Origin of the sequence: Pseudomonas grandcourensis (genome assembly GCF_039909015.1) — a bacterium.
GTDB lineage: Bacteria > Pseudomonadota > Gammaproteobacteria > Pseudomonadales > Pseudomonadaceae > Aquipseudomonas > Aquipseudomonas grandcourensis.
Genome location: NZ_CP150919.1, coordinates 1,050,410 through 1,075,358 on the forward strand (window position 1 = coordinate 1,050,410; position 24,949 = coordinate 1,075,358).

At 59.6% G+C, this 24,949-nt stretch carries 26 protein-coding genes; 15 read left to right on the plus strand and 11 right to left on the minus strand.

The window, feature by feature from the left end:
• Positions 1 to 79: 79 nt before the first annotated feature.
• The 3 genes from AABM52_RS04560 to AABM52_RS04570 all read left to right on the plus strand — a co-directional run bounded on the left by AABM52_RS04560 (position 80) and on the right by AABM52_RS04570 (position 4,253).
• Positions 80 to 652 (plus strand): RNA polymerase sigma factor, encoded by a 573-nt coding sequence (locus AABM52_RS04560; protein ID WP_347910701.1) that lies wholly within the window; start codon positions 80 to 82, stop codon positions 650 to 652.
• Positions 649 to 1,638, plus strand: coding sequence for a FecR family protein (locus AABM52_RS04565; RefSeq protein WP_347910703.1), 990 nt, complete (start codon positions 649 to 651; stop codon positions 1,636 to 1,638). Before AABM52_RS04560 ends, AABM52_RS04565 begins: the two co-directional genes overlap by 4 nt.
• Before the next feature lie 185 nt (positions 1,639 to 1,823).
• Entirely contained in the window at positions 1,824 to 4,253 is a 2,430-nt protein-coding gene (locus AABM52_RS04570) for a TonB-dependent receptor (RefSeq protein WP_347910705.1), read from the plus strand.
• A gap of 72 nt (positions 4,254 to 4,325) precedes the next feature.
• On the opposite strand, the gene AABM52_RS04575 is transcribed toward AABM52_RS04570, so the two are convergent.
• Positions 4,326 to 5,201 (minus strand): AraC family transcriptional regulator, encoded by an 876-nt coding sequence (locus AABM52_RS04575; protein ID WP_347910706.1) that lies wholly within the window; start codon positions 5,199 to 5,201, stop codon positions 4,326 to 4,328.
• Between the two features lie 137 nt (positions 5,202 to 5,338).
• Between AABM52_RS04575 and AABM52_RS04580 the strand changes: the two genes are divergently transcribed.
• The gene (locus tag AABM52_RS04580; protein ID WP_347910707.1) at positions 5,339 to 6,241 is read left to right on the plus strand and encodes a DMT family transporter; all 903 of its coding nucleotides are present in this window, start codon (positions 5,339 to 5,341) and stop codon (positions 6,239 to 6,241) included.
• A 27-nt stretch (positions 6,242 to 6,268) separates the two neighbouring features.
• Here the strand turns inward: AABM52_RS04580 and AABM52_RS04585 are convergent, their stop codons facing one another.
• Together AABM52_RS04585 and AABM52_RS04590 are read right to left on the minus strand one after the other, a co-directional pair.
• Positions 6,269 to 6,778, minus strand: a complete 510-nt coding sequence (locus AABM52_RS04585) for a DUF2165 domain-containing protein (RefSeq protein WP_347910709.1) — start codon at positions 6,776 to 6,778, stop codon at positions 6,269 to 6,271.
• 187 nt (positions 6,779 to 6,965) lie between these two features.
• A complete protein-coding gene (locus tag AABM52_RS04590; RefSeq protein WP_347910711.1) occupies positions 6,966 to 7,940 on the minus strand; it encodes a D-glycerate dehydrogenase in 975 nt (324 codons plus the stop codon).
• 194 nt (positions 7,941 to 8,134) lie between these two features.
• On the opposite strand from AABM52_RS04590, the gene AABM52_RS04595 reads away from it, so the two are divergent.
• Entirely contained in the window at positions 8,135 to 8,392 is a 258-nt protein-coding gene (locus AABM52_RS04595; RefSeq protein WP_347910713.1) for a hypothetical protein, read from the plus strand.
• Between the two features lie 146 nt (positions 8,393 to 8,538).
• Here the strand turns inward: AABM52_RS04595 and AABM52_RS04600 are convergent, their stop codons facing one another.
• The 5 genes from AABM52_RS04600 to norR form a co-directional block, all read right to left on the minus strand.
• Positions 8,539 to 9,288 (minus strand): YkgJ family cysteine cluster protein, encoded by a 750-nt coding sequence (locus tag AABM52_RS04600; protein ID WP_347910715.1) that lies wholly within the window; start codon positions 9,286 to 9,288, stop codon positions 8,539 to 8,541.
• 83 nt (positions 9,289 to 9,371) lie between these two features.
• Positions 9,372 to 9,698, minus strand: coding sequence for a hypothetical protein (locus tag AABM52_RS04605; protein WP_347910717.1), 327 nt, complete (start codon positions 9,696 to 9,698; stop codon positions 9,372 to 9,374).
• A gap of 102 nt (positions 9,699 to 9,800) precedes the next feature.
• Positions 9,801 to 10,259 carry a GNAT family N-acetyltransferase gene (locus AABM52_RS04610; RefSeq protein ID WP_347912583.1) on the minus strand — a complete coding sequence of 153 codons (459 nt, stop codon included), beginning with the start codon at positions 10,257 to 10,259 and terminating at the stop codon, positions 9,801 to 9,803.
• Between the two features lie 27 nt (positions 10,260 to 10,286).
• Entirely contained in the window at positions 10,287 to 11,189 is a 903-nt protein-coding gene (locus AABM52_RS04615; protein ID WP_007970363.1) for a chemotaxis protein CheV, read from the minus strand.
• A gap of 116 nt (positions 11,190 to 11,305) precedes the next feature.
• Complete coding sequence (gene norR / locus AABM52_RS04620) at positions 11,306 to 12,856, minus strand: nitric oxide reductase transcriptional regulator NorR (protein WP_347910718.1); 1,551 nt, start codon at positions 12,854 to 12,856, stop codon at positions 11,306 to 11,308.
• 156 nt (positions 12,857 to 13,012) lie between these two features.
• On the opposite strand from norR, the gene hmpA reads away from it, so the two are divergent.
• Positions 13,013 to 14,194, plus strand: coding sequence for an NO-inducible flavohemoprotein (gene hmpA / locus AABM52_RS04625; RefSeq protein ID WP_347910719.1), 1,182 nt, complete (start codon positions 13,013 to 13,015; stop codon positions 14,192 to 14,194).
• 223 nt (positions 14,195 to 14,417) lie between these two features.
• Positions 14,418 to 14,927, plus strand: a complete 510-nt coding sequence (locus AABM52_RS04630; RefSeq protein WP_347910720.1) for a disulfide bond formation protein B — start codon at positions 14,418 to 14,420, stop codon at positions 14,925 to 14,927.
• Between the two features lie 551 nt (positions 14,928 to 15,478).
• Here the strand turns inward: AABM52_RS04630 and AABM52_RS04635 are convergent.
• On the minus strand, positions 15,479 to 15,739 hold the full coding sequence (locus tag AABM52_RS04635; protein ID WP_102669135.1) for a hypothetical protein: 261 nt from the start codon (positions 15,737 to 15,739) through the stop codon (positions 15,479 to 15,481).
• A 27-nt stretch (positions 15,740 to 15,766) separates the two neighbouring features.
• Between AABM52_RS04635 and cyoA the strand changes: the two genes are divergently transcribed.
• From cyoA to AABM52_RS04670, 7 genes are all read left to right on the plus strand, one after another.
• Positions 15,767 to 16,711: a ubiquinol oxidase subunit II gene (gene cyoA, locus AABM52_RS04640; protein WP_347910721.1), complete on the plus strand. Its 945-nt coding sequence runs from the start codon at positions 15,767 to 15,769 to the stop codon at positions 16,709 to 16,711.
• Between the two features lie 3 nt (positions 16,712 to 16,714).
• On the plus strand, positions 16,715 to 18,745 hold the full coding sequence (gene cyoB, locus AABM52_RS04645; protein ID WP_347910722.1) for a cytochrome o ubiquinol oxidase subunit I: 2,031 nt from the start codon (positions 16,715 to 16,717) through the stop codon (positions 18,743 to 18,745).
• A gap of 3 nt (positions 18,746 to 18,748) precedes the next feature.
• Positions 18,749 to 19,375 carry a cytochrome o ubiquinol oxidase subunit III gene (locus tag AABM52_RS04650; RefSeq protein ID WP_108218274.1) on the plus strand — a complete coding sequence of 209 codons (627 nt, stop codon included), beginning with the start codon at positions 18,749 to 18,751 and terminating at the stop codon, positions 19,373 to 19,375.
• Positions 19,376 to 19,723, plus strand: a complete 348-nt coding sequence (gene cyoD, locus AABM52_RS04655; protein ID WP_223459110.1) for a cytochrome o ubiquinol oxidase subunit IV — start codon at positions 19,376 to 19,378, stop codon at positions 19,721 to 19,723.
• 11 nt (positions 19,724 to 19,734) lie between these two features.
• On the plus strand, positions 19,735 to 20,622 hold the full coding sequence (gene cyoE, locus AABM52_RS04660) for a heme o synthase (RefSeq protein WP_223459108.1): 888 nt from the start codon (positions 19,735 to 19,737) through the stop codon (positions 20,620 to 20,622).
• Positions 20,623 to 20,760: 138 nt separating this feature from the next.
• Positions 20,761 to 21,105: a hypothetical protein gene (locus AABM52_RS04665; RefSeq protein WP_033047368.1), complete on the plus strand. Its 345-nt coding sequence runs from the start codon at positions 20,761 to 20,763 to the stop codon at positions 21,103 to 21,105.
• Complete coding sequence (locus AABM52_RS04670) at positions 21,102 to 21,416, plus strand: DNA-binding transcriptional regulator (protein ID WP_007970375.1); 315 nt, start codon at positions 21,102 to 21,104, stop codon at positions 21,414 to 21,416. The genes AABM52_RS04665 and AABM52_RS04670 overlap by 4 nt, the downstream gene beginning before the upstream one ends.
• Positions 21,417 to 21,475: 59 nt before the next feature.
• On the opposite strand, the gene AABM52_RS04675 is transcribed toward AABM52_RS04670, so the two are convergent.
• Together AABM52_RS04675 and AABM52_RS04680 are read right to left on the minus strand one after the other, a co-directional pair.
• The gene (locus tag AABM52_RS04675) at positions 21,476 to 21,754 is read right to left on the minus strand and encodes a DUF3077 domain-containing protein (RefSeq protein WP_347910723.1); all 279 of its coding nucleotides are present in this window, start codon (positions 21,752 to 21,754) and stop codon (positions 21,476 to 21,478) included.
• Between the two features lie 499 nt (positions 21,755 to 22,253).
• Complete coding sequence (locus AABM52_RS04680) at positions 22,254 to 23,672, minus strand: PLP-dependent aminotransferase family protein (RefSeq protein WP_347910724.1); 1,419 nt, start codon at positions 23,670 to 23,672, stop codon at positions 22,254 to 22,256.
• A 148-nt stretch (positions 23,673 to 23,820) separates the two neighbouring features.
• Between AABM52_RS04680 and AABM52_RS04685 the strand changes: the two genes are divergently transcribed.
• Entirely contained in the window at positions 23,821 to 24,921 is a 1,101-nt protein-coding gene (locus tag AABM52_RS04685) for a hypothetical protein (protein ID WP_347910725.1), read from the plus strand.
• Positions 24,922 to 24,949 lie beyond the last annotated feature (28 nt).

Sequence of the window (24,949 nt, forward strand, 5' to 3'; positions counted from 1 at the left end):
ATTTATCATTAGTATTGCGTCCTTGCCGGCCCCCTGACGCTGTCGTGGCCTCACCGGTTTTCAGATCGAAACATGAACGATGATCACTTTGCCCCCCGACCCCCACGATATCGAACGCGATCAACCGCGCGGCGACCGTGCGCATTTTCTCCAGGTGTTTCTCTCCCAGCGTTCGCAAATGGAAGCACTGGTGAGTCGGCGTGTCGGTTGCCGGGCGACGGCGGCTGACCTGGTACAGGATTTGTTCCTGCGTTTCTGGCGGCGGCCGCTGGTGCAGGTCGAGGAACTCAGCACCTACTTGCTGCGCTGCGCCGGCAACATCGCCATCGATCACTTGCGCAGTGAAGGCACGCGGGTCCGGGCCAGCGAAGGCTTGATGGTCGAACCGCCGGACAGCCACGGCAGCGGTCCGCAAGCGGCGCTGGAGGCGGGCAACGATTTGCGCCACGTCGAAGCCGCGTTGCGTGCCTTGCCGGAGCGTACGCGGCAGATCTTCTTGCTCAATCGCATTCACGGGCGCAAATACGCCGAGATCGCCAAGGCCATGGGCTTGTCCCAAAGTGCCGTGGAAAAACATATGATGCGCGCCCTCGAAGCCTGCAAGGCCAGCCTTCGAGAACCCGAACCGCGTACGCCAGGGAAAGCACCGTGAGCCACTTCGAACGCGTCATTCCGACGCCCGCGCAGGAGCAGGCCGCGCTGACCTGGCTGAGTTTGTTGCATGACCAGCCCAGCAGCGGTGACCAGGCGACGTTCAGCCAATGGTTGCAGGCCGACCCCGCCCATGCCGAGGCCTATGCTCAGGCGCAAGTGCTGTGGGAGTTGAGCGAAGGGCCGGCGCGCACGCTCGCCGATGAAGACGCTTTTGCCTTGCAGGGCTATCTCAATTCCATGGACAAGCCGCGGCGCAGCACGCTCGGGCGCTGGTCCGGTGCGCTGGCGATGGCCGCGTGTCTGCTGTTGATGATCAGTCTCGGCACGGGCTGGCAGCCGATGCGCTGGATGGACGACCTGGGGGCGGATTACGTCTCGGCTCCGGGGGAAATTCGCACCGTCACCCTGGCCGATCAGTCGCAGGTGACACTGGATGCCGACAGCGCCATCGCCGTGGATTTCAGTCGCGGTGAGCGGCACGTGCAACTTCGTCGCGGCGCCGGTTTTTTCAGCGTGACGCATACGGGGGAACCCTTTGTGGTGGACGCCGAGAAGGGGCAGGCGCGGGTCCTGGGCACGCAGTTTGAAGTCCGTTTGCAGCCCCACGGCGCGCAGGTCACGGTGTTGTCGGGACGGGTTGGCGTGACGGCGGACCAAAACGCCGAACAGCAAATCCTCACCGCCGGCCAGCAAGTGACCTATGGCAAAGGCACAGCGGAAAAACTTCACTCGGTGGACAGCGAAGCGCAGTTGGCCTGGCGCCAGGGCTGGCTCAATTACTACAAGGCGACGTTGGCCGATGTGGTGCAGGATCTGGCGCGCTATTACCCCGGACGGATCTTGATACTCAACGATGAACTGGCGATGCGGCGGGTCAGTGGCAGCTTTCCGAGCAGGAACCCGCAGGCGGTGTTGAGTTCGTTGCAGGGGGTGTTGGGGTTTGAGCAACATCAGGCGTTGGGGCATCTGATTATTTTGCGTTGAATCGACCGGCCCCATCGCGAGCTTGCTCCGGGCGGCGATCCGACGATGGGGCCAGTTCAAACACCACATCGCCCTGAGTAAAAATATTTTCAAATTTTTGCTGAGGTAAACCCGATTGCCATCCGTGTAGTGACTGAAACTGCGAGTCATTCGCATCCGTTGCGGTTCTACACAGGTCATGAGTCATGAAGTCCAGGGCAAAATCGGGTTCGTTCAAACAATGGTTGGGTGTGTCTGCGTTGAGCTTTTCGGCAATGGCGTTGTTGCCGCTGAGCGTAGCGCTGGCCGCAGAGGTGGGCAGCAGTCAGCCCCGCGGGCAATTCAATTTCGCGTTGGCTGCCAAACCGCTGCCCCAGGCCCTGAGTGATTTCAGCCGGGTGACCGGTATCAGCGTCGTCTACACCGATGAAGCGCCTTATGGCCTGAATGCGCCGGCGGTCAACGGCCAGATGAGCGCCGAACAGGCCCTGCAACGTCTGCTCACCGGTTCGGGTTTGACCTTCCGTCGCACCGACGGCCACACCTTCGCACTGGAACCGCGGCCAACCGAAGGCGCATTGAATCTCGGCGCGACCACCATCACCTCGTCGATCGATGACTCCATGAGCTACCAGCCGCCACCGACCTCTTCGGTGATGCGCTCTTCGGCCCCGATTCAGGAAATCCCGCAGACCATCAACGTCATCCCGGCCCAGGTCATCCGCGACCAGGCTCCGCGTAATCTCGATGACGCCCTGGCCAATGTCAGCGGCATCACCCAGGCCAACACTTTGGGCAGCACCCAGGACTCGGTGATGGTCCGCGGCTTCGGCGACAACCGTAACGGCTCGATCATGCGCGACGGCATGCCGATCGTGCAGGGGCGTGGCCTCAACGCCAGCGTGGACCGGGTCGAAGTGCTCAAGGGTCCAGCCTCGTTGCTCTATGGAATCCAGGATCCGGGTGGCGTGGTCAACATGGTCAGCAAGAAGCCCGAGCTTGAGCAGTACAACGCGCTGACCGCGCGCGGTTCGAGTTATGGCGACGGCAAGAACGGCAGCGGCGGCGGTCTCGACAGCACCGGAGCCCTCGGCGATTCCGGGCTGGCCTACCGCATGGTGCTGGACTACGAAGATGAAGATTACTGGCGCAACTTCGGTGTGCATCGCGAGAGCCTGATCGCGCCATCGCTGGCCTGGTACGGCGAAAGTACCAGCCTGCTGTTTTCCTATGAGCACCGCGAATTCCTCACACCGTTCGACCGCGGCACGCTGATCGATCCACGGACCAACCATCCGCTGGACATCTCGCGCAACGAGCGCCTCGACGAGCCGTTCAACAACATGGAAGGGCGCTCGGACCTCTATCACTTCGAGGCCGACCACGAACTCAACGACAACTGGAAAGCCCATTTCGGCTACAGCTGGAACCGCGAAACCTACGACGCCAGCCAGGTGCGCGTGACCGCCATCGACACCAAAAAGGGCACCCTGACCCGCAGCATGGACGGCACCCAGAATGCGATCAGTACCGACCGCTTCACCACCGCCAGCCTGGAAGGCAACGTGAATGTGCTCGGCATGCAGCACGACCTGCTGTTCGGCATCGACGACGAATACCGCAAGATCTACCGCGAAGACCTGATCCGCCAGAAAAGCCGCACCCAGTTCAGCTACGTGAACCCGATCTATGGGCAGGAAGTGCCTGGCACTACCGTCAGTGCACCCGACAGTGCGCAGACCGATGAACTGCGCAGCGATTCGGTCTTCTTCCAGGACTCCATCCACCTCACCGACCAGTGGATTCTGGTGGCCGGCGCGCGTTTCCAGATGTACGACCAATACGCCGGCAAGGGTGTGCCGTTCCACGCCAACACCGACAGCAACGGGCAGAAATGGGTACCGCGCGCTGGCCTTGTGTACAAGTACACCGATGCCTTGTCGTTCTACGGCAGCTACACCGAGTCGTTCAAACCCAACTCCACCATTGCGCCATTGAGCGGCAGCAGTACCGTGCTTGACGGTGGTATGGCACCGGAAGAAGCCAAGTCCTGGGAGCTGGGTGCCAAGCTCGATCTGCCGGGCCGCATCACCGGTAACATCGCACTGTTCGACATCAAGAAACGCAATGTGCTGGTGGCCAACTCCGAAGGCCCGACCACGATTTACAGTGCCGCCGGCGAAGTGCGTTCCCGTGGCCTGGAAGTGGACCTGAGCGGTCAGCTCAGCGATCGCTGGAGCATGATCGGCAGCTATGCCTACACCGATGCCGAAGTCACCGAAGACCCGGACTACAAAGGCAATCAACTGCAAAACGTGGCGAAGAACAGCGGCTCGCTCTCGGCCGTCTACGACTTCGGCAGCGTCATTGGCGGCGACCAACTGCGGGTCGGCGCCGGGGCGCGTTATGTGGGTGAGCGCGCGGGCAACGCGATAAACGATTTCGACCTGCCGAGCTACACCGTGGCTGATGCGTTCGCCACCTACGACACCAAGGTTGAAGGGCAGAAGGTCAAGTTCCAGCTCAACGTGAAGAACCTGTTCGACCGCACCTACTACACCTCGGCGGCGAGTCGGTTCTTTGTTTCGATGGGGGATTCGCGGCAGGTGACGTTGTCGAGCACTTTGGAGTTTTGACGACAGACTGCGTTATCGTTCATCGCGAGCCTGCTCGCGAAGGCGGTAATTGTGGCGCCGAAGAACCCGCGTCTAGCGCAAAAACGCCTGCCGATACTCACCGGGCGTCCCGCCAAGTGACTGGCGAAAGCGGTTGGTGAAATGGCTGGCACTGGAAAAACCGCAAGCCAAGGCAATGTCGCCTAGCGGCTGCGAGGTCGTGCGCAGCAACTCCCGCGCCCGGTTCAGACGCCGCGCCAGCACGTACTGGTGGGGTGGCAAGCCGAAGCTTTCGCGGAACATCCGCGCGAAGTGGTATTCGGATAATGCGCACAACGCCGCCAATTGACCGAGGCTGATGGCCTCGTCCAGGTGGCTGTCGATGAACTCCACCAGATGCCGACGCTGATGCGCGGCCAGCCCGCCTTTAAGGCGCAGGCCCTGACGCGCGTTGACCTGGCTGAGCAGGGCATGGCTGAGCAGCTCGTGGGCCAGGCTGCTGGTCAGCAGTCGTTCGCCCGGCTCCTCCCAGTTCAGGGTGATCAATTGCCGAAAGCGCAGCGCCTGCTGCGGATCATCGAGAAAGGTCTGCTCGCGCAGCTGCATTTCCCGTGGTTCGCGATCGAGCAGGGTGACGCAGCCGAGGGCAAATTGTTCGGGGCTGAAATACAGGTGTGCCAGGCGAATATCGCCGTTGATTACCCAGCCTGACTGGTGATCGGCGGGCAGGATGCACAGTTTGTCCGGACCTCCCTTGTTGTCGGGTTGATCTCGGCGGAAGGTGCCGGTGCCGCCGGCCAGATAGCAGGACAACGTGTGATGGCTGGGCGCTTCGTATTCCTGGGCGTCGTGGTGATTGCTCCACAAGGCTGCAGACAAGCCGTCACCGAGTTCGGCACTGTGCTCGAGACGAGCATTGGGCGAGCGGTTGAGGGCTTGAAAGACTTGCAGGTTGTCCAGTGCGGCCATATGGGTTCTCTCCAACGCCTTGCATCCTACTCCGTAGACGCGTGCCTGCCAGCCTGCCGCCGGACAAAAGCGCAAGTTTATGCAAGTGAGCCAGGGCGTAGCGCCGGACACTGGGCTCCTATCGAGGAGCCTTAGTCATGAACCTTTCTTTGTACCTGCTGACCGTGCTGATCTGGGGTACCACCTGGATTGCCTTGAAATGGCAACTGGGCGTGGTGGCCATTCCCGTGTCGATCGTCTATCGCTTCGGCCTCGCCGCGCTGGTGCTGTTCGTGATCCTGCTGCTCAGCCGACGCCTGCAAGTGATGAACCGTCGCGGGCACCTGATCTGCCTGGCTCAGGGCCTGTGCCTGTTCTGCGTCAACTTCATGTGCTTCCTCACGGCGAGCCAGTGGATCCCCAGCGGTCTGGTGGCCGTGGTGTTTTCCACCGCCACCCTGTGGAATGCCCTCAACGCGCGGGTGTTCTTCGGTCAGAAAATCGCCCGCAATGTGTTGATGGGCGGCGCGTTGGGCCTGCTGGGGCTGGGGCTGCTGTTCTGGCCGGAACTGGCCGGGCATACCGCCAGCCCGGAAACCTTGCTCGGTCTCGGTCTGGCCCTGTGCGGCACCTTGTGTTTCTCGGCGGGCAACATGCTTTCGAGCCTGCAGCAGAAGGCCGGTCTCAGGCCGCTGACCACCAATGCCTGGGGCATGGCCTACGGGGCCGCGATGCTCACGGTGTGGTGCCTGGTCAAAGGCATTCCCTTCGACATGGAGATGAGCGCGCGCTACATCGGCTCACTGTTGTACCTGGTGATTCCGGGATCGGTGATCGGTTTCACTGCCTACCTGACCCTGGTCGGCCGCATGGGGCCTGAGCGGGCTGCGTATTGCACGGTGCTGTTTCCGGTGGTGGCGCTCAACGTGTCAGCGTTCGCCGAGGGTTATCAGTGGACGATGCCGGCACTGTTGGGGCTGGTGTTGGTGATGTTGGGCAATGTATTGGTGTTTCGCAAGCCCAAACCACGCTTGGTACAGGGGAGTGGCAAGCTCGCTTGAAGTAACGTTCATCGAGCGCTGAAGTCCTCAGTGCTCGACTTTGATCGCAATATAAATCATCAGCGGTAGTATGAAATCGACAATATGCCGGGTCCAGTCTTTGTAACTCCAGGCTTGTGATTGGTCCATGTTGAACCATTCCACACCGATCACTTGAAAGCCGACATAGTAAAGCAGGAGTGCAATGAGCAGTCCAATGATCGCGGGCTTCTTGGCCTCGTGAAATTCTTCTGCGCTGCTATTCAGGTTTTTATAAAGATAACAGGTGCCGATCATGAAAAAGAGCGTGTAGATAACCTCAAGTGTAATGATGAGCCAGTAGATGCGGTGATGGAGCATGTGCGAGGTAATGGCCCTGTAGCTGTACCTCCCGTCGTCACCTGTGCTCTCCATGCTCAGGATGTTACTGATGTTTTCGTAGTTGGTTGCGTAGTCTGAAAAGTTGCTGTACATCACCAGCAATCCAAAAATGCTTATGAATAACATTAGTGTGGCTTTGCTGAAGCGTATAACTTGATTTGTCGTAAGTTGATTCAATGTGATGATCTCCTTTATTGTTCCAGTTGTGCCGGGGTAAGTAAGGAGAGTCTAGCGTGTGGTTTTATCGTTTGTTTATTGACTGAATTGCAGGGTGTGTATTCAGACAGCTTTCTGACAGGTTGAGATTAATACTGCTTTATTCTTGGCATTAAAGGGCAGGTGCTGATAACGCCTGCCCGTTTTTTCAACCCTTCCAGACTTGTGGGTTGACCAGGTCCTGCGGTCGTTCCCCCAACAGGGCACTGCGCAAGTTGGCCAGGGCACGGTTGGCCATGGCATCGCGAGTCTCATGGGTGGCCGAGCCGATGTGCGGCAAGGTCACGGCATTTTTCAGCTGGAACAGTGGCGACTCGGCCAGCGGTTCCTTTTCGTATACGTCCAGCCCGGCACCACGAATGCGGTTGTTTTGCAGCGCTTCGATCAGCGCCGGTTCATCCACCACGGGGCCGCGGGAAATGTTTACCAGAATGGCACTCGGCTTCATCAGCGCCAGTTCACGATGGCTGATGAGGTGTTTGGTTTTCTCGCTGAGCGGCACCACCAGGCAAACGAAATCAGCTTCGGCCAGCAATTGATCGAGGCTGCGGTACTGTGCGCCGAGTTCCTGTTCCAGCTCGGTCTTGCGGCTGTTGCCGCTGTAGATGACCGGCATGTTGAAGCCCAAGCGACCGCGTCGGGCGATGGCCGCACCGATATTGCCCATGCCGACGATGCCCAGGGTCTTGCCGTGCACATCGCAACCGAACAGCTGCGCACCGACAGTGGCCTGCCATTGCCCGGCCTTGGTCCAGGCATCCAGTTCGGCGACGCGACGGGCGCTGCTCATCAACAGGGCAAACGCCAGGTCGGCGGTGCTTTCGGTGAGCACATCCGGCGTATTGGTCAGCATGATCCCGCGTTCGTTGAAGTAGGCCAGATCATAGTTGTCGTAGCCCACAGAGACGCTGGACACCACTTCCAGGCTGGCGGCGTTCTCCAGCTGCGCACGACCGAGTTTGCGGCCTACACCAATCAAGCCATGGGCCTGGGGCAGGGCTTCGTTGAATTGGGCGTTGATGTCGCCGTTTTTCGGATTCGGCACGATGACGTCGAAATCCTGTTGCAGGCGTTCGATCATTTGCGGGGTGACGCGGCTGAAAGCCAGGACAGTCTTTTTCATGTGGGGCGGGCTCGTCGGGCGGTGAAGAATGATGAGCACGCTAACATTCTTCACGGGATTTGTGCGAGTCGTCAGGCGGTCAGTGCAAGCTTGCAGCTTGCGGTGCTTCATCCAGTTATACTGCCGCACTTCTTATACTGTGGCATGCGGCCCGCTCACTGGGCCCGACAATTAATGCACCACCCGGAGCTTTCATGACTTCCCCGAAACAACCGCCGATCGCCGACGCCCTGAGCGACGTGCAGGCAGAGCTGCCAGACAGCGTCGACTCCAGCGCCGACAGCGAAACCAAAGCCGAGATCCCGGCCTTCAAATTCCCGTTCAAGCCGGGTGATCTGGCGGCCGCCAAGGATTCCAACCAGCCGTGGTACAAGAACGGCGCCAAGAACGGCCACACCAAGACGCCGGGCATGGCTCCGCCGGGGACTCGTCGGTCGATGGGTAAGCGCTAAGGCTTCAGGTTTGTAGTGCCTGGCCTGCCGTCATCGCGAGCAGGCTCGCTCCCACAAGGAGACTGCGTTCTTGCAATGAGAATGCGATCAAATGTGGGAGCGAGCCTGCTCGCGATGGGGCCGCTACAGGCAACACATCTGTTGAATCAAACCGCCCGCAACGAAATAAACGAGTAATTCGCCGGCGCATCCGCCGCCACTTGCGCACCTGTGGCCAGCACTTGCCCGGCAATATCATCCCCCGACACATGAAACAGCCATTCGCTGTCCCATTGCGGCAACGTTTGCCCAACCAGGTCGTCGATGATTGCGGCGAACTCCGTCATATCCGGTAGATAAGCGGTAAACCCGTCGCCCTTCAGGGCCGTCGTGCGAATCCCCAGCAACGCACAAATCGCGTCCTTCATCAGAATGTCATCACGATCCGCCTGGCGGGAGCGCAGGATCAATTCCGACAATTCCCGGTCGACCAACTCACCACCGACAATCAGGTCCGGTCCTTTTTCCCACGACTCAGGCGGACATTCCTTCACCGCTGTGTTCAGTGGTATGTGCGGATTGATTTCCATCGGATAGATACGACACACCAGCGGCCGTCGTTCGTAGATGCGACAGAGGTTGTCTTCGTCAAGATTCCGGCAGGGGCCGACATTGTAGGCGGCGAAGGTGATGGCCACGTACGCCTCGGATTCACCGCTGCACACCACCGCCGAACGGCGTTCGGCGTGTTCCCGTTGGTGCACCGGCAGACCCAGGCCATTGCCCAGAAACGCCTCCACCAGCACGATCACCTGACCGCCGTCAGCTGCCCACATCCGGGCTTCGCCCAGGGTCAGGGGCACATGGTGGTCGTTGCAGCATTTGCCGCAGCCTACACAGGAAAAAGTCGTATTCATTGAGCGTTCGTTCGCATCACAGGGCATGAAACGGCGACAGAATGCCGCCGCAAAGGCCACTATCGAAGCAAGTTATGCGCCACTCAGTTTGCCTTACCGGCCGGGCGGATAGAGTCCCATTCGGTGACGTACGCGGTTTTGCTCTTTTTGTTGTACAGGCACAACTCGGTGCCTTGTGCGCCTTTCATGTGCTTTTGCGGGTACTGGCCCTGGAGCAGGAGCGCGGTATAGCCGACCCGGTCATCGAACTGCGCGGCGTTGCCGACCGGTTTGCTGTCCTTCAGGCCGCTGGCCTTGGTGCAGCTGGTGAGTACGGCTTTATCGTAGGTGGCCCAGGCGCCGGGGCTGGAGGCGTGGGCCTGGGAGGCGAGGGCAGTGAGGCAGAGAATAGTCAGGGTTGCTGCTTTCATGGTTCAGGCATCCTTGGTGCTGTGACCGAAAGGTGAGTATGCCTGAAGGTTTTGAGGTGGTTGTGTCGGCCCCATCGCGAGCTTGCTCGCGATGGCGGTTTGTCAGAGTGGCACCGGCTCCCGGCGGACCGTGCGCATCCCGACGCTTTCATACAAGCGCCGCGCCCGAAGGTTGTCTTCACGTACCTTCAGGTCCACGAAGCCTTCACGCCGCTGCTGGAACACCATGAACGCCTGCAACAACAGCGCACGGCCCAACCCCCGGCCCTGAAACCGTGGATGCACCACCAGGTTCTTGATGTAAGCACTGGTCCAGCACTGGCAAACACCCACCACTTCTTCGGCATCCAGGGCAATGAAGCACAGGGCCGCGTCATATTCCGGGTCGGTTTCGAACTGCCGTTGCCACATCTCCAGCGCCGCTACGCGACCACCGCCGTCGAGATAACCGAACTCCATCAACCGGTGCACGGCGGCGCCCAGTTCGGGGCGGTACTCGCTCAATTGCAGGCCGGATGGCCAATCGGGGGATGGCACGACGACGGAGAGGTCGCGCCGCATCAGCCAGCAGAAGTCTTCGGTCAACACTCAATAACCTTGTTCGGCGACAGCCTTGGCCGCAGTGATCAGGCACTGGGTCAATTCTGGCGAAGAGAATTTGGTCAGCACCGCGTTTGCCCCGGCCAGTCGTGCTTTCTCAGCGTTCATCGCACTGTCCAGCGAGGTATGCAGCAGTACATAAAGATGTGCGAAATCCGGGGTTTCCCGCAGGGTGCGGGTGAAGGCGTAGCCGTCCATCTCCGACATCTCGATGTCCGAGACGATCAGGTTGATCTGCTGCGCGGTGCCTTGCAGGTCCAGCAGGCAGTCGATGGCTTCCTTGGCGCTGCGGGCGGTATGGCATTGCAGGCCAAGGTTACGCAAGGTGTGCACCGATTGCTGCAAGGCGACCTGGCTGTCGTCGACCACCAGGATGCGCGCGTTGCCGAGCAGTTCGGCGTCCTCCATGCTCAGTTCGGTCGGCGCCATTTCGATTTGTGCCGGGGCGATGCCATGGATGACTTTTTCGATGTCCAGCACTTGCACCAGGGTGCCATCGACCGACGTCACGCCGGTGATGTAGGCACGCAAACCACCAGAGCCGAAGGGCGGCGGGCGGATGTCGGTGGTCAGGCAATGGACGATCTTGCTCACGGCCTGCACGTGCAGGCCCTGCTTGGAGCGGCTGACGTCGGTGACGATCAGGCAGCCGCCGTTCGGGTCTTCCAGCGGACGCTCGCCAATGGCACGGCTGAGGTCGATCACCGACAGCGAGGCGCCGCGCAGGGTGGCTATGCCTTTGACGTGGGGGTGCGACTCCGGCAGCCTGGTCAGCGGCGGGCAGGGAATGATTTCACTGACCTTGAGCAGGTTGATCGCCATCAGCTTGCCACTGCGCAAGGTAAACAGCAGAAGCGAAAGTGAATCTGCGCGGGCTTTTGTGGAGGACATTTGAACCTTCTCTGGAAAAAGGTGGCTGGCAATCCCGGGATCGCCAATGACTTCGATGCCGGGTTATCGACTTGTTTGGGGCAGGCTTTAGTAATTCAGTGAGTGGTAGAACGCCATCACTTCATCCCCAACCTTTTGGCCATCCGCCCCAGGTTTGCCCGATCCAAGCCTAGCTCACGGGCCGCGCTTGCCCAGTTGTTGTTGTGCCTCTCCAGGCAGGCAGCGATCAATTGACGCTGATAATGCTCGGTGGCCTCGCGCAAGTCGCCGGTGACCGCTTGCATGATGGTGGCGGCGGGTTGCTCGGCAGCGGCTTCAACGCTGGCATTGGGCAAGTCCAGGTCGGCTGCGCTCAAGCTGAGAATCTTCGGCCGTTCCTTGCAATTGCCCAAGGCTTTCAAGGCGCTGCGGCCGATCAAGTGTTCTAGCTCGCGCACATTGCCGGGCCAGTCGTAGGCCAATAGCGCGGCCTGGGCGTCGCTGTTCAGGCGCAGGCTGTTGAGGCCCATGCGCGAGCGGTTCTGCTCCAGGAAGTAACCGCTGAGCAGCAGCACATCGCGCCCGCGATCGCGCAGGGCCGGCACCAGCAGCGGATAAACGCTGAGCCGATGGTAGAAGTCGGCGCGGTAACGGCCGCTGCGCACTTCTTCGGCGAGGTCGCGGTTGGTCGCCGCGATCAGGCGCACGTCGACCCGATGCTCCTGGTCCGAACCCAGTCGCTGCAGTTGACCGCTCTGCAGCACACGCAGCAACTTGGCCTGCACGGTCAGCGACAACTCACCGACTTCATCGAGGAACAGCGTGCCGCCATTGGCCAGTTCGAACTTGCCGCGGCGGTCGTTCATCGCCCCGGTGAAGGCGCCGCGGACGTGGCCGAACAACTCGCTTTCTACCAGTGTGTCGGGCAGCGCGGCGCAGTTGAGGCTGATGATCGGCTTGTCGGCGCGGGGCGAGGCGGCATGGATGGCCTGGGCCACCAGTTCCTTGCCGACCCCGGTTTCGCCGGTGATCAACACGGTCAGGTCGCTGCCGCCCACCAGGTTGATTTCTTCGACCAGACGCTTGTGGGCCTTGCTCTGGCCAATCATCTCGCGATTCTGCTGGCCGCTGGCCTGGCGGTAGACCTCGGCGCGCTGATGTTCATCTTCAACCCGGTTGTTCAACCGTTCGATGCGCTCGGCGGCGTTGACCGTGGCCGCCGCGAGGCTGGCGAAGGCTTGCAGGGCATCCAGTTCGATCGGTTCGAAGCGCTCCGGGTCGAGGGCATCGAGGGTCAGCAGACCCCAGGGGCGCTCGTCGATGAACAACGGGCAACCCATGCAGTCGTGGACTTCCAGATGTTCATCCAGGCCATCGACCAGGCCGTCATAGGGATCAGGCAAGTCGCTGTCGGCAGCGAAACGGGTCGGGCCGGGGCCGCTGAGCAGCGCTTCGAAACGCGGGTGCTCGCTGACCTTGAAACGCCGACCGAGGGTGTCGGTACTCAAGCCGTCGACGGCCAGCGGCACCAGCCATTCACCATCAAGGCGCAGCAGGGCGGCGGCGTCGCACGGGAGCAGGGCGCGCATGGCTTCCAGCAGGCGGCGATAACGCTCACCCTCGGGCAGTTCGCGGGACAGGTCGGAGACCAGGGGGAGCAGGGCAGTGAGCAGGGATTTTGCAGTCATAGTGACTCCGTGTAGTCGGTATGACTATAAATCAGGTCGTGTCTAAATGACTATTAAGTTGTTAACTTGTTGATTTGTAGCGATTAAATAGTTGGCACGAAAGCTGATAAGCATAGGGTAATCCGTTAGCAACCCAAGAAGACCAGGAGTCACCTTATGCTGAGCGCTCAAGACCGTGCCATCGTCAAATCCACCGTACCGCTGCTCGAAAGCGGTGGTGAGGCGCTGATCACGCACTTCTACCGCATGATGCTCTCCGAATACCCGGAAGTCCGCCCGCTGTTCAACCAGGCCCACCAGACCAGTGGTGATCAGCCGCGTGCGTTGGCCAACGGCGTATTGATGTATGCGCGCCATATCGACCAGCTCGACCAGTTGGGCGACCTGGTGGCCAAGATCATCAACAAGCACGTGGCCCTGCAGATCCTGCCTGAGCACTACCCGATTGTCGGCAGCTGCCTGTTGCGGGCCATCGCCGAAGTATTGGGCGAAGAGATCGCCACCCCGGAAGTGATCGCTGCCTGGGGCGCGGCCTACGGTCAACTGGCGGACATCCTGATCGGTGCCGAAACCAGCATCTACGACCAGAAGGAACAGGCACCGGGCGGCTGGCGCGGGGCGCGGGAATTCATCGTGGCCGGTAAGGTGGAGGAGAGCGCCGAGATCACCTCGTTCTACTTTGAACCTGCGGACAAAGGTCCGATCCTGGTGGCAGAACCCGGCCAGTACATCGGCATGAAACTGATCCTCGACGGTGAAGAGATCCGTCGTAACTACTCGCTGTCGGCGCTGGCGAAAAAAGGCCAGTACCGCATCAGCGTCAAACGTGAGGACGGTGGCCGCGCGTCCAACTTCCTGCACGACCAGTTGCAGGTCGGCGCCAGCATCCAGTTGTTCCCGCCGTCGGGCGAGTTCGTCCTGACCGCCAGCGACAAGCCACTGGTGCTGATCAGCGGTGGCGTAGGCATCACCCCGACCCTGGCGATGCTCGAAGCGGCGCTGGAGACCCAGCGGCCGGTGCATTTCATCCACTGCGCGCGCAACGGCAGCGTCCATGCCTTCCGCGACTGGATCGATGGCCTGGCCGAGCGTCACCCGCAACTCAAGCGTTTCTATTGCTACTCCGAGGACGACGGCGTGAGCCCGGCGGCGCACAAGGTCGGTTTGTTGAGCCAGCAGCAGTTGCATGCATGGCTGCCGGAGCAGCGTGACCTGGATGTTTACTTCCTGGGGCCGAAGGGTTTCATGGCGTCCATCAAGCGCCACCTCAAGGCACTGGGTGTGCCGGAGAAGCAAAGCCGCTATGAGTTCTTCGGGCCGGCAGCGGCGCTGGAGTAAGGGGTTGGCGCGGTGGGTCAGCAGGCTCACCGCGTCGCTTTCATCGCGAGCCTGCTCGCGAATGCCACACCTCGATCCTGAATTGAAAAAAGTCAGAAAGTTAATCCCTTCTTAACCGCCTTATCGTCTATTCCCCCCGAATCCCCCTCACATGCTCCAGACTCTCAAAGGTCCGGGCCAGCGTGTAGACTGGCGGGCAATCGATATCTTGAAGGGAAACGCGATGAGCGATGAATCCATGCGGTTGGGGCGTGAACGGCGCTACCTGGTGTTGTTGGGCATCATTTGCCTGGCGCTGATCGGCGGTGCGCTGTACATGCAAATTGTTCTGGGCGAGGCCCCTTGCCCGCTGTGCATCCTGCAACGTTACGCGTTGCTGCTGATCGCGATCTTTGCCTTCATCGGCGCGGCCATGCGCAGCCGTCGCAGCATCACGGTGTTTGAAACCCTGGTGGTGATCTGTGCAGTGGCAGGTGCAGGCGTTGCCGGGCATCACGTCTTTACGCAGTTCTATCCGGCGGTCAGCTGTGGCATCGATGTGCTGCAACCGATTGTCGATGACTTGCCGCTGGCGAAGATCTTCCCGCTGGGTTTCCAGGTCGATGGTTTCTGCTCCACGCCCTACCCGCCGATCCTTGGTCTGTCGCTGGCGCAGTGGGCGCTGGTCGCCTTCGTGCTGATCGTGGTGCTGGTGCCGTTGCTGACCTCGCGTAACCGCAAAGCGCTGCGCTGAGGTCATCTGCCGCCACGCATTGTCGGACAAAAACGCCCCGGTCCTCGCAGAGAGGGCCGGGGCTTTTTTTGTCTTGCAGAGCACATTTCAGAGGCCGAGTAAAAAGACCGTGACGGGCGGCAATCAAGGGTGCGACACGTGTGCGACATGTTGTCACAGAGCGAGTGTCGCAGGGCGTTCGAGGAAGCCGGATTGGTGCATGGAAGCGTAACGAAATTGGGCTGTTTTGCAGGCTTGCAGTTTTTTCCACTGCGGGCACGAACAGGCAGTTTTAACAGGCTCTGGCGAATGGCCAGAGCCCCCGTCATATCGGGCCTTGGGCAAGGTCAAGGGCAGAGAAGAGGGACACGATACTGTCTGAACCGTGGGTGGAAGACCTACTTATTTTGGTGTTTTTGTTGAGAATGAATTTCGATAAGATGCGCCACTTTTGCGAAAACGGTTAATGATTGTTGCCGGTTCGGATAAAAATTATTTCGGGATGAGACATGGTTTATAAAACATTACATATCTACAATCGCCCGCACTGAATTCCCGGCACTGCTCAAATCTTAACCAGGGGTGAGCAGAAACAGGGTGTCGAGAGGTCTGGTGGCTTCATGCGATTCCCAGGTGTCGGAGCCTCCAACTACCCGCACCAAATGGAATTGGTCTGTAACAAGGCCTTTGACCACGTATTCGAATAAGAACTCACCGCAGGCCCGGGATTTGTCGTACAGCGTCTGACGCACGACGGGCATGCCCTTATTCAATCCAAGAAAAATGCCAACCCTTGGCAGGGTGAAGTGTTGGCGATCAAAACCCAACTGCATTGCGCAAGCTGCTTTAGAGGTCGTGAGATGAGTAAAAACAGGTACCCCAGACTACTAGGCTTATTGCCGCTGATCGGCACGTTGTTGCTGTCAGGCTGCAACATGACCTTGCTCAATCCCAAGGGCCAGGTTGGTCTGGACGAGCGAAACCTGATCATCACCGCAACGCTGCTGATGCTGTTGGTCGTGGTTCCGGTCATCGTGATGACTTTCCTGTTCGCCTGGAAATACCGCGCGTCCAACACCAACGCTACCTACACCCCGAAATGGAACCACTCCACCAAGATCGAGATCGCGGTGTGGGCTGTTCCAGTGCTGATCATCATTGCCCTGGGTTACGTCACCTACAAGTCGACCCACGCCCTTGACCCGTACAAGCCGCTGGAATCCGACGTGAAGCCGGTGACCATCGAAGTGGTCGCGCTGGACTGGAAGTGGCTGTTCATCTACCCGGAACAAGGCATCGCCACGGTCAACAAGATCGTGTTCCCGGCGCACACCCCGATCAACTTCAAGATCACTTCCGACGCCGTGATGAACTCGTTCTTCATCCCTGCGCTGGGCGGCCAGATCTACGCGATGGCTGGCATGCAGACCAAACTGCACCTGATCGCCAACGAAAACGCTGAAATGGACGGTATCTCCGCCAACTACAGCGGCGCTGGTTTCACCGGCATGAAATTCAAGGCAATCGCAACTTCCCAGGAAGATTTCGACGCCTGGGTAAGTGAAGTCAAAAAGGCACCTAAACAGCTTGAACAAGCTGAATACGCAGCCCTTGCCAAGCAGAGCCAGAACAACCCAGTCGAGCTCTACTCCTCGGTGACGCCGAACCTGTTCCAGACCATCGTCGACAAGTACGAAGGCATGAAACCGGGTCCGAAAGTGAAGCACGAGAAAGAAGAGAAAGAAGTGGCCGCTACGCAAGGAATGGACATGAACTCGCATTCAGCTGCCGGGGCAGAGGAGTAAACGATGTTTGGTAAATTAAGTTGGGAAGCGATCCCGTTCCACGAACCGATCGTGATGATAACCATCTCCATGATCGCGCTCGGTGGTCTGGCGCTGTTCGCTGCAATCACCTACTTCAAGAAGTGGACCTACCTGTGGACCGAGTGGCTGACGTCGGTCGACCACAAGAAAATCGGCGTGATGTACATCATCGTCGCCATGGTCATGCTGCTGCGCGGCTTTGCCGACGCCATCATGATGCGTACCCAGCTGGCCATGGCCACCGAGGGTTCGCCTGGCTACCTGCCACCTGAACACTATGACCAGATCTTCACCGCTCACGGTGTGATCATGATCATCTTCATGGCGATGCCATTCTTCACCGGCCTGATGAACCTTGCAGTGCCGCTTCAGATCGGCGCGCGTGACGTTGCCTTCCCGTTCCTGAACTCCCTGAGCTTCTGGCTGCTGGTTTCCGGCGTAGTGCTGATCAACCTGTCCCTGGGCGTCGGCGAATTCGCCAAGACCGGCTGGGTTGCCTATCCACCACTGTCGGGCCTGCAATACAGCCCTGGCGTGGGGATGGACTACTACATCTGGGCGCTACAGCTATCGGGTCTAGGGACAACGCTGACGGGGGTCAACTTCCTGGCCACCGTGCTGAAAATGCGTACCCCAGGCATGAAGCTGATGGACATGCCGATCTTCACCTGGACCTGCACCTGGGCCAACGTCCTGATCGTGGCTTCGTTCCCGATCCTGACCGCTACCCTGGCACTGCTGACGCTTGACCGTTACATGGATTTCCACATTTTCACCAATGAACTTGGTGGCAATCCGATGATGTACGTGAACCTGTTCTGGGCGTGGGGTCACCCTGAGGTGTACATCCTGATCCTGCCAGCGTTCGGTATCTTCTCCGAAGTCATCTCGACCTTCACCGGCAAGAAACTGTTCGGCCACCACTCGATGGTCTACGCATCGGGCGCGATCTCGATCCTGGGCTTCATGGTTTGGCTGCACCACTTCTTCACCATGGGTTCGGGTGCCAGCGTCAACGCCTTCTTCGGTCTGGCGACGATGCTGATTTCCATCCCGACGGGTGTGAAGCTGTTCAACTGGCTGTTCACCATCTACCAGGGCCGTCTGCGTTTCACCAGCCAGGTTCTGTGGACCCTGGGCTTCATGGTGACCTTCGCCATCGGCGGCATGACCGGCGTATTGCTGGCCATCCCGGGTGCCGACTTCGTTCTGCACAACAGCCTGTTCGTGATCGCGCACTTCCATAACGTGATCATCGGCGGTGCGGTATTCGGTTACATCGCAGGTTTCGCGTTCTACTTCCCTAAAGCGTTCGGCTTCAAGCTGCACGAAGGCTGGGGCAAGGCAGCATTCTGGTTCTGGATCAGCGGCTTCTTCGTCGCGTTCATGCCGCTCTACGCGCTGGGCTTCATGGGCATGACCCGTCGCCTGAACGCCACCACCAACCCTGAGTGGGTGCCGTACCTGTACGTCGCCATGTTCGGTGCGGTGATGATCGCCGTGGGTATCGCTTGCCAGCTGATCCAGCTGTACGTCAGCGTGCGTGACCGCAACAAGCCGGAAAACATGTGCGAACACGGCGACCCGTGGAATGCACACACCCTGGAATGGTCGACCTCGTCGCCACCACCGTTCTACAACTTCGCTGTGCTGCCGAAAGCCGACGTTGTCGACCCGTTCACCGAGGCCAAGGAAAACGGCACCGCGTACAAGGCCCCGGCCAGGTACGAGCCGATCCACATGCCAAACAACACCGCGACCGGTGTGGTCATGGGTGCTCTGTTGACCGTGTTCGGTTTCGCGATGATCTGGCACATCTGGTGGCTGGCAATCGCTGGCCTGGCTGGCACCGTGATCTACTTCGTGATCCACGCGGCCCGTGATGATCAAGGCTATATGGTGCCGGTCGACGTGATCGAGCGCATCGAAGCCGAGCAGCACAAGCGTCTGGTAGCGGCAGGGAAAATCCCGGCCACCGCCACCCGTGTTGAAACCTCGTTGGAACAGGCTTAAACCATGTCGAACTTAGTGACCAATGCTGGACACACCCATGTCGATGGACATGGGCATGATGACCATCACCACGACTCGGGCGAGATGACCGTATACGGTTTCTGGCTCTACCTGATGACCGACTGCATTCTGTTTGCATCGATCTTCGCGGCGTACGCGGTACTGGTTAACAACGTAGCGGGTGGCCCGTCGGGCCACGACATCTTCGAACTGCCATACGTACTGGGCGAAACCGCTCTGCTGCTGTTCAGTTCGATCACCTACGGCTTCGCCATGCTGGCGTTCTTCCGTGGCAACAAGAAGCAGGTCCTGGGCTGGCTGGCCCTGACCTTCATGTTCGGTGCCGGCTTCATCGGCATGGAGATCAACGAGTTCCACATGCTGATCTCCGAGGGCTACGGCCCTAGCCGTTCCGGCTTCCTGTCCGGGTTCTTCACCCTGGTCGGCACCCACGGTCTGCACGTGACCAGCGGTCTGATCTGGATGGCGATCATGATGTATCAGGTGCAGAAAAACGGCCTGACGGCGACCAACAAGACCCGTCTGAGCTGCTTGAGCCTGTTCTGGCACTTCCTGGACGTTGTGTGGATCTGCGTATTCACCGTTGTTTATCTGATGGGGACTATGTAAATGGCTAACGCAGCTCATTCCCAAAATGGCCATGACAGCCACGACGCCGGTCACGGCAGCGTCAAGTCCTACGGCATCGGTTTCATCCTGTCGGTGATCCTGACCCTGATCCCGTTCGGTCTTGTGATGTACCCGACGTTGCCGAAGTCGATCACCCTGATGATCGTCGTCGCGTTCGCAGTCATCCAGGTGCTGGTGCACCTGGTGTACTTCCTCCACCTGGACCGTTCGGCCGCGCAGCGTAACAACGTGATTGCGTTTGTCTTTGCCGCGATCGTGATCGTCCTGCTGGTTGGCTTGTCGCTGTGGATCATGTTCAGCATCCACACGTTCATGATGGCGAAGTGAGGTAGATCCGCATGTCCCTTAAGCACTTTATCCAAATCACCAAACCGGGGATCATTTTCGGTAACGTGCTTTCTGTGGCAGGCGGATTTTTCCTGGCCTCCAAAGGGCATGTCGATCTGGCCATCTTCCTGGCCGCCATGATCGGCACGTCCCTGGTGGTTGCCTCCGGTTGCGTGTTCAACAACTGCATCGACCGCGATATCGACCTGAAGATGGAACGCACCAAGAACCGCGTGCTGGTCCAGGGCTTGATCTCCCTGAAACTCGCCCTGATCTATGCGACCGTCCTGGGTGTCGCCGGCGTTGCCCTGTTGTACAAGGTGGCCAACCCGTTGGCCGCGTTGTTCGCGGTCATCGGCTTCGTGATCTACGTCGGCTTCTACAGCCTGTACCTCAAGCGCAAGTCGGTTCACGGCACGCTGGTGGGCAGTCTGTCGGGCGCCATGCCGCCGGTCATCGGTTATGTCGCAGTCAGCAACACCTTCGACATGGCCGCGCTGACCCTGCTGGTGATGTTCAGCCTGTGGCAGATGCCGCATTCCTACGCCATCGCGATCTTCCGCTTCAACGATTACCTGGCCGCATCGATTCCGGTGCTGCCAGTGAAGCGCGGCATCCAGGTGGCCAAGAAGCACATCCTGATCTACATCCTGGCCTTCCTCGTGGCGACCTTGATGCTGACCTTCAGCGGCTACGCCGGCATGAGCTACCTCGCCGTCGCCGCGGCCATGGGCATGTACTGGCTGTACATGGCCTGGACCGGCTACAAGGCAGTGGATGACACGGTCTGGGCACGCAAGCTGTTCGTGTTCTCGATCTTCACCATTACCGCGTTGAGCGTGATGATGTCCCTGGACTTCAAAGTGCCGAGCGAGTTGCTGCTGACGTACGCGCCTTAAGCGTCGGATGCTGTAAAGAAAAGCCCCGCCTTCGAGAGAAGAGCGGGGCTTTTTGTTGGGGGTAAGTCGCAAGGGCTGCTCGTCAGGTAGATGTTTCGATGGTTGCCTGACTATAGGCAGTTTGCTTATAGTTGGCTAATGCGAACCGTATTCTTCGAAACCACATCTTTCACTGCTACCGTTGGTAATTATCTGACGGACGATGAGTATCGTGCGTTGCAGTCGCACATGCAGTTGAACCCGCAAGCGGGTGATGTCATGCCTCGAACAGGCGGTTTCCGAAAGCTGCGTTGGGCTGATGGACGCCGAGGTAAAGGTAGGCGAGGTGGCTTGCGGGTTATCTATTATTGGCTTATGAATGATGGCCAGTTCTGGATGTTTGCAATTTATGACAAAGATGAGCTTGAGAATTTGACCGCCGACCAAGAGAAGGTGCTCAAGAAAGCCATAGAGACAGAGTTGAAAAAACGAGGTACCCCATGAAAAAACGCGACCTGTTTGCAGAGTTGATGCAGGGCGTTGATGAGATGGCGGCTCAACGCGAAGGCAAGATTACATTGCGCAATACGGTTGTGGAGGACATCCCTGCACCTGAGGTGGGGGCGCAAGAAATCGTTGCGCTACGGGAAAAGCTACACATGTCCCAGGCTGTTTTCGCCAAGCGAATTCGAACCAGTCCCAGCACCCTGAGAAACTGGGAGCAGGAAAAGTCGAAGCCCAATGCTCAGGCCGCCTTGCTGATCAGGTTGGTTGAGAAGTTTCCGGATATGGTTGATCGACTGGCAGTCGTCTGATCACATCGTCGAATATCTGAAAAGCCCCGCGTTTCAAACGAAACGCGGGGCTTTTTCATTCACGCGCGGTTGTTACACGGTGCATCGAGCACCTTAACCACGTCATCGATGATTGCCTTGCTCATGTCCTGCAAAAAGTGCGAGGCCCAGGCGTGTCGGTCGGAGTCGCGAACCATGGCTGCGTCTGAGGCGAGCAGTTTTGCGAGGTGGAGCAGGTCGGAGGCGTGGTAGAGGGCTTCGGTTACCGGGACGCCGGCATTGATGCGGAACAGGGGTTCGTTGACGTGGTAGGAGAAGGGGGTGAGGCCGATGGTTTTGAGGTCTTGGGGAATGGTCATTGGGCTTCACCTCCTGTTGGTTGGTAGGTGGTGAATGACGTTTGAAGCAGACAGACCAATAGCATTCATGAGTAAAGCTCCCGAATCAAGTTGAGAGCTACCACGTTCGTTCTCAGGCGAATGGGTGGCAGCTATGCGCGGGCTGAGAAACCGGAGATACAGGAATCCGGCAGACCCGAAGGTCTCCCACGCACAGCCGCCATTGCACGAATGTACTGGCATAAAAAAAGCGCCGGCAATCGTGATTGGTGGCGCTTGTGCGCCCGTATCTTACCCGGGTTCTCAGGCCCGGTCGCTGAATTGGCAGCGACCGGGCGAAGTTAGCGGGCAAGGATGAGGTCGGCAATCGTAGCGATCTGGTGGCCGGGGATGGCCGGGACACTGCAGACCCTGTGGGAGCGGGCTTGCCCGCGATGGCAGTGTGTTAGGCGACATTGATGCTGGATGTGACGGCCCCATCGCGGGCAAGCCCGCTCCCACAGGATTTGAGGCGTGTCGGTTATTTTTGGCCAGTGTCGAGCAACCGGAAAAACCGCTCCCGCACCTGCAAGCTGTCACTGTGAGCCACATTGAAGCGCAGGAACTGGCTGGCGTTCGGGGCTTTGCTCAGCAAGGTACCCGGCGCCAATACCATATTGTTCTCCAGCCCCTGACGAGCCAGGTTCTCGGCATGCAAGCCCTCCGGCAACCGTGCCCAGATGAACACGCCTTCGCCGGGCAGCGAGGAAAGCGAACACCCAGCCTCCGCCAACCAACTCGCCACTCGGCTGTTCGATTCATACAACCGATCCACCGTGCGCCGCGCATGCTTGGCATAGCTGCCGTCGCTGAGCATGGTGCAGGTGATCTGCTCCGCCAACTCCGACGTTACCCCGCCGCAGGCCATTTTCAGCGCGACCATGCGTGCCGCCAGTTGTGGCGAGAGCACGGTGTAGCTGACGCGGCTGTTGGCGGTCAGGGTCTTGGAGAAGCCCGACACATAACTCACGTTGTCCAGCCCGCTGGCGGCCAGGCGCGGTGTGCGGCGTTGCTGGATGTCGCAGTACAGATCGTCTTCGACGATGTGCAAGTCATGGCGGTGGCTCAGTTCCAGCAAGCGGTAGACCTGAGCCGGGGTGAACGAGTGGCCGGTAGGGTTATGCAGCGTGCTGTTGGTCATGTACAGCACGGGTTTGTGGGTGATCAGCAGTTGCTCGAAGGCGTCGAGGTCCATGCCGTCGCAATCCCGGGCGATGGTGATGACTTTGGCCCCGTGCAACGCCAGGTTGGCGTGCATGTTGAAGTAGCAGGGGTCGTCGAGCAGCACGGTGTCGCCGGGTTTGACCAGCAGGCGCATCAGCAGGTCGATGGCCTGCATGGTGTTGGCGGTGGTGATGATCTGGTCCACCGGCGCTTCGATGCCGAAGGTCGCCAGTTTGACCCGCAGGGCCTGGCGCAACGGCAAGTAACCGCCGGCCACGCCGTACTCGCCCATGCGCAACGACGTCGCTCGCAGGGTACTGCGCACGGCTTTCTGCAATTCTTCGGCGGGTAGCCACGAGGTCGGCAGAAAACCGCAGCCGGGGCGCAGCGTGCCGTTGTCCAGCAGCAAGGCGCGACGTATCACGCTCAGGGTGTCCTGGGGTTGCAGGTCCGGGCCGGTGCCGCTTTTCAGCGCCGCTTCGGAGCGATGCACGTAATGCCCGGAGCCCTGGCGAGACACCACCAGCCCCTTGGCCCGCATGCGGTCCAACGCATCGACCACCGTGGACTTGCCCACATTCATCAAGTCGGAGAGTTCGCGAATCGGCGGCAGCTTGGCGCCGTGGGGCAGGCCACCGGTGCTGATGGCCTGGGTCAGCTGATCGACGATCTGCTGCACCAGCGGCACGCCGGGCTGGAACTCAATGGCGGCAATGACTGCGCGTTGAACCTGCATTTTACTGGTCTCTCCGGCAGTAAAGTTCGTTGGATTCTATACGAACTTGCCCTGATCAGGACAAGCCTCTCTCTCTACCATGCCCTTACAGACTTTTCTGAAGGTCGGCCTTTGTCGGCGGGCGTTTACCTGGTTCCTGAGGTGCTGCATGAGTGTCGAAACAACGGTCGCGGTAGCCAAACCGGTCATTAACCTGCGGTTGTTCACGATCCGGATCATCACCGCCGTCTCGCTGTTCGCGGTGCTGGGCAAGGCCAACGTCTGGCTCGACACCGCTACCAACAGCATTCTGGCCCTTGGATATCGCGCCTTATTGCTGCTGTTGCCCCTGACTTTACTGGTGCTTGGCCGCCGCTCCCTGAGCGTCACGCTGCTTTGTGCCGGCCTTGGCCTGGTGCTGCTGGCGCTGACCAGCAATCAAGGCTTGGTGATGTTTGCTGCCGCATTGTTTGCCTACGGCATTGCCATTGCCGGTTACCTGATCAAGAGCGAAGCAGCCCAGACCAAGGAAGGCGCGGCCTACAACCGCGTGGCCATGAACATGGGCAGCCTGGTGGCCGGTTTGATCCTGCTGTCGCCGCTGCTCACGCCAACCATGTTTTTCCTCGGCGCGGCGGCGTTCGTGTTGCTGTGCCTGCCGATCGCCCTCGGCGCAACCTTCACCACCGAACCGGTGCTGGCCCGCCCGGCCACTCAGGTCGGCAGCAACTGGGGCAACAAACTGCCCTGGGTGATCGCCGGCATCATCATGGGCATCAAGCTGTTCGGGGTGTTCTCGATCCTGCCACAGGCGATCCTGCTCAAGACCGGCGAGCTGCCGGCCTGGTACGGCTTGATGCTGATCCTCAACAGTGCCGTGGTGGTGTTCGCCCAAGTGCCGGTGATGAAGCTGATCGAGCGCACCGGGCGCTTCAAGGTCGTGGCGGTGATCGGGATCATCGTCGGCGGCTTTGCCGTGCTGTCTTCGCCCGCCGCGTTCCACGTCGAAACCCTCGCCGGGGCGCTGGTCTGGGTGGCGCTGCTGTCCATTGCCGAGTGCGCCTTCAGCTACCTCGATTACTTCTCGGTCAAGCAAAACAACATGTTCGTCAAGGAAGTGTCCCTGGGGGTGGGGGCCGGGCTGACCGTGTTGATCATGCGGGTGGTGCCGGCGCCGTACAACGCGCTGGTGCTGGCCGCCATCGGTGCCGCAGGGATCCTGGCCTGGTATTGGCTCAACCGTAAATCCAATGCGTCGTTGCATGACTGAGTCATCGCCGTTGCGGTTTTCACTTTGC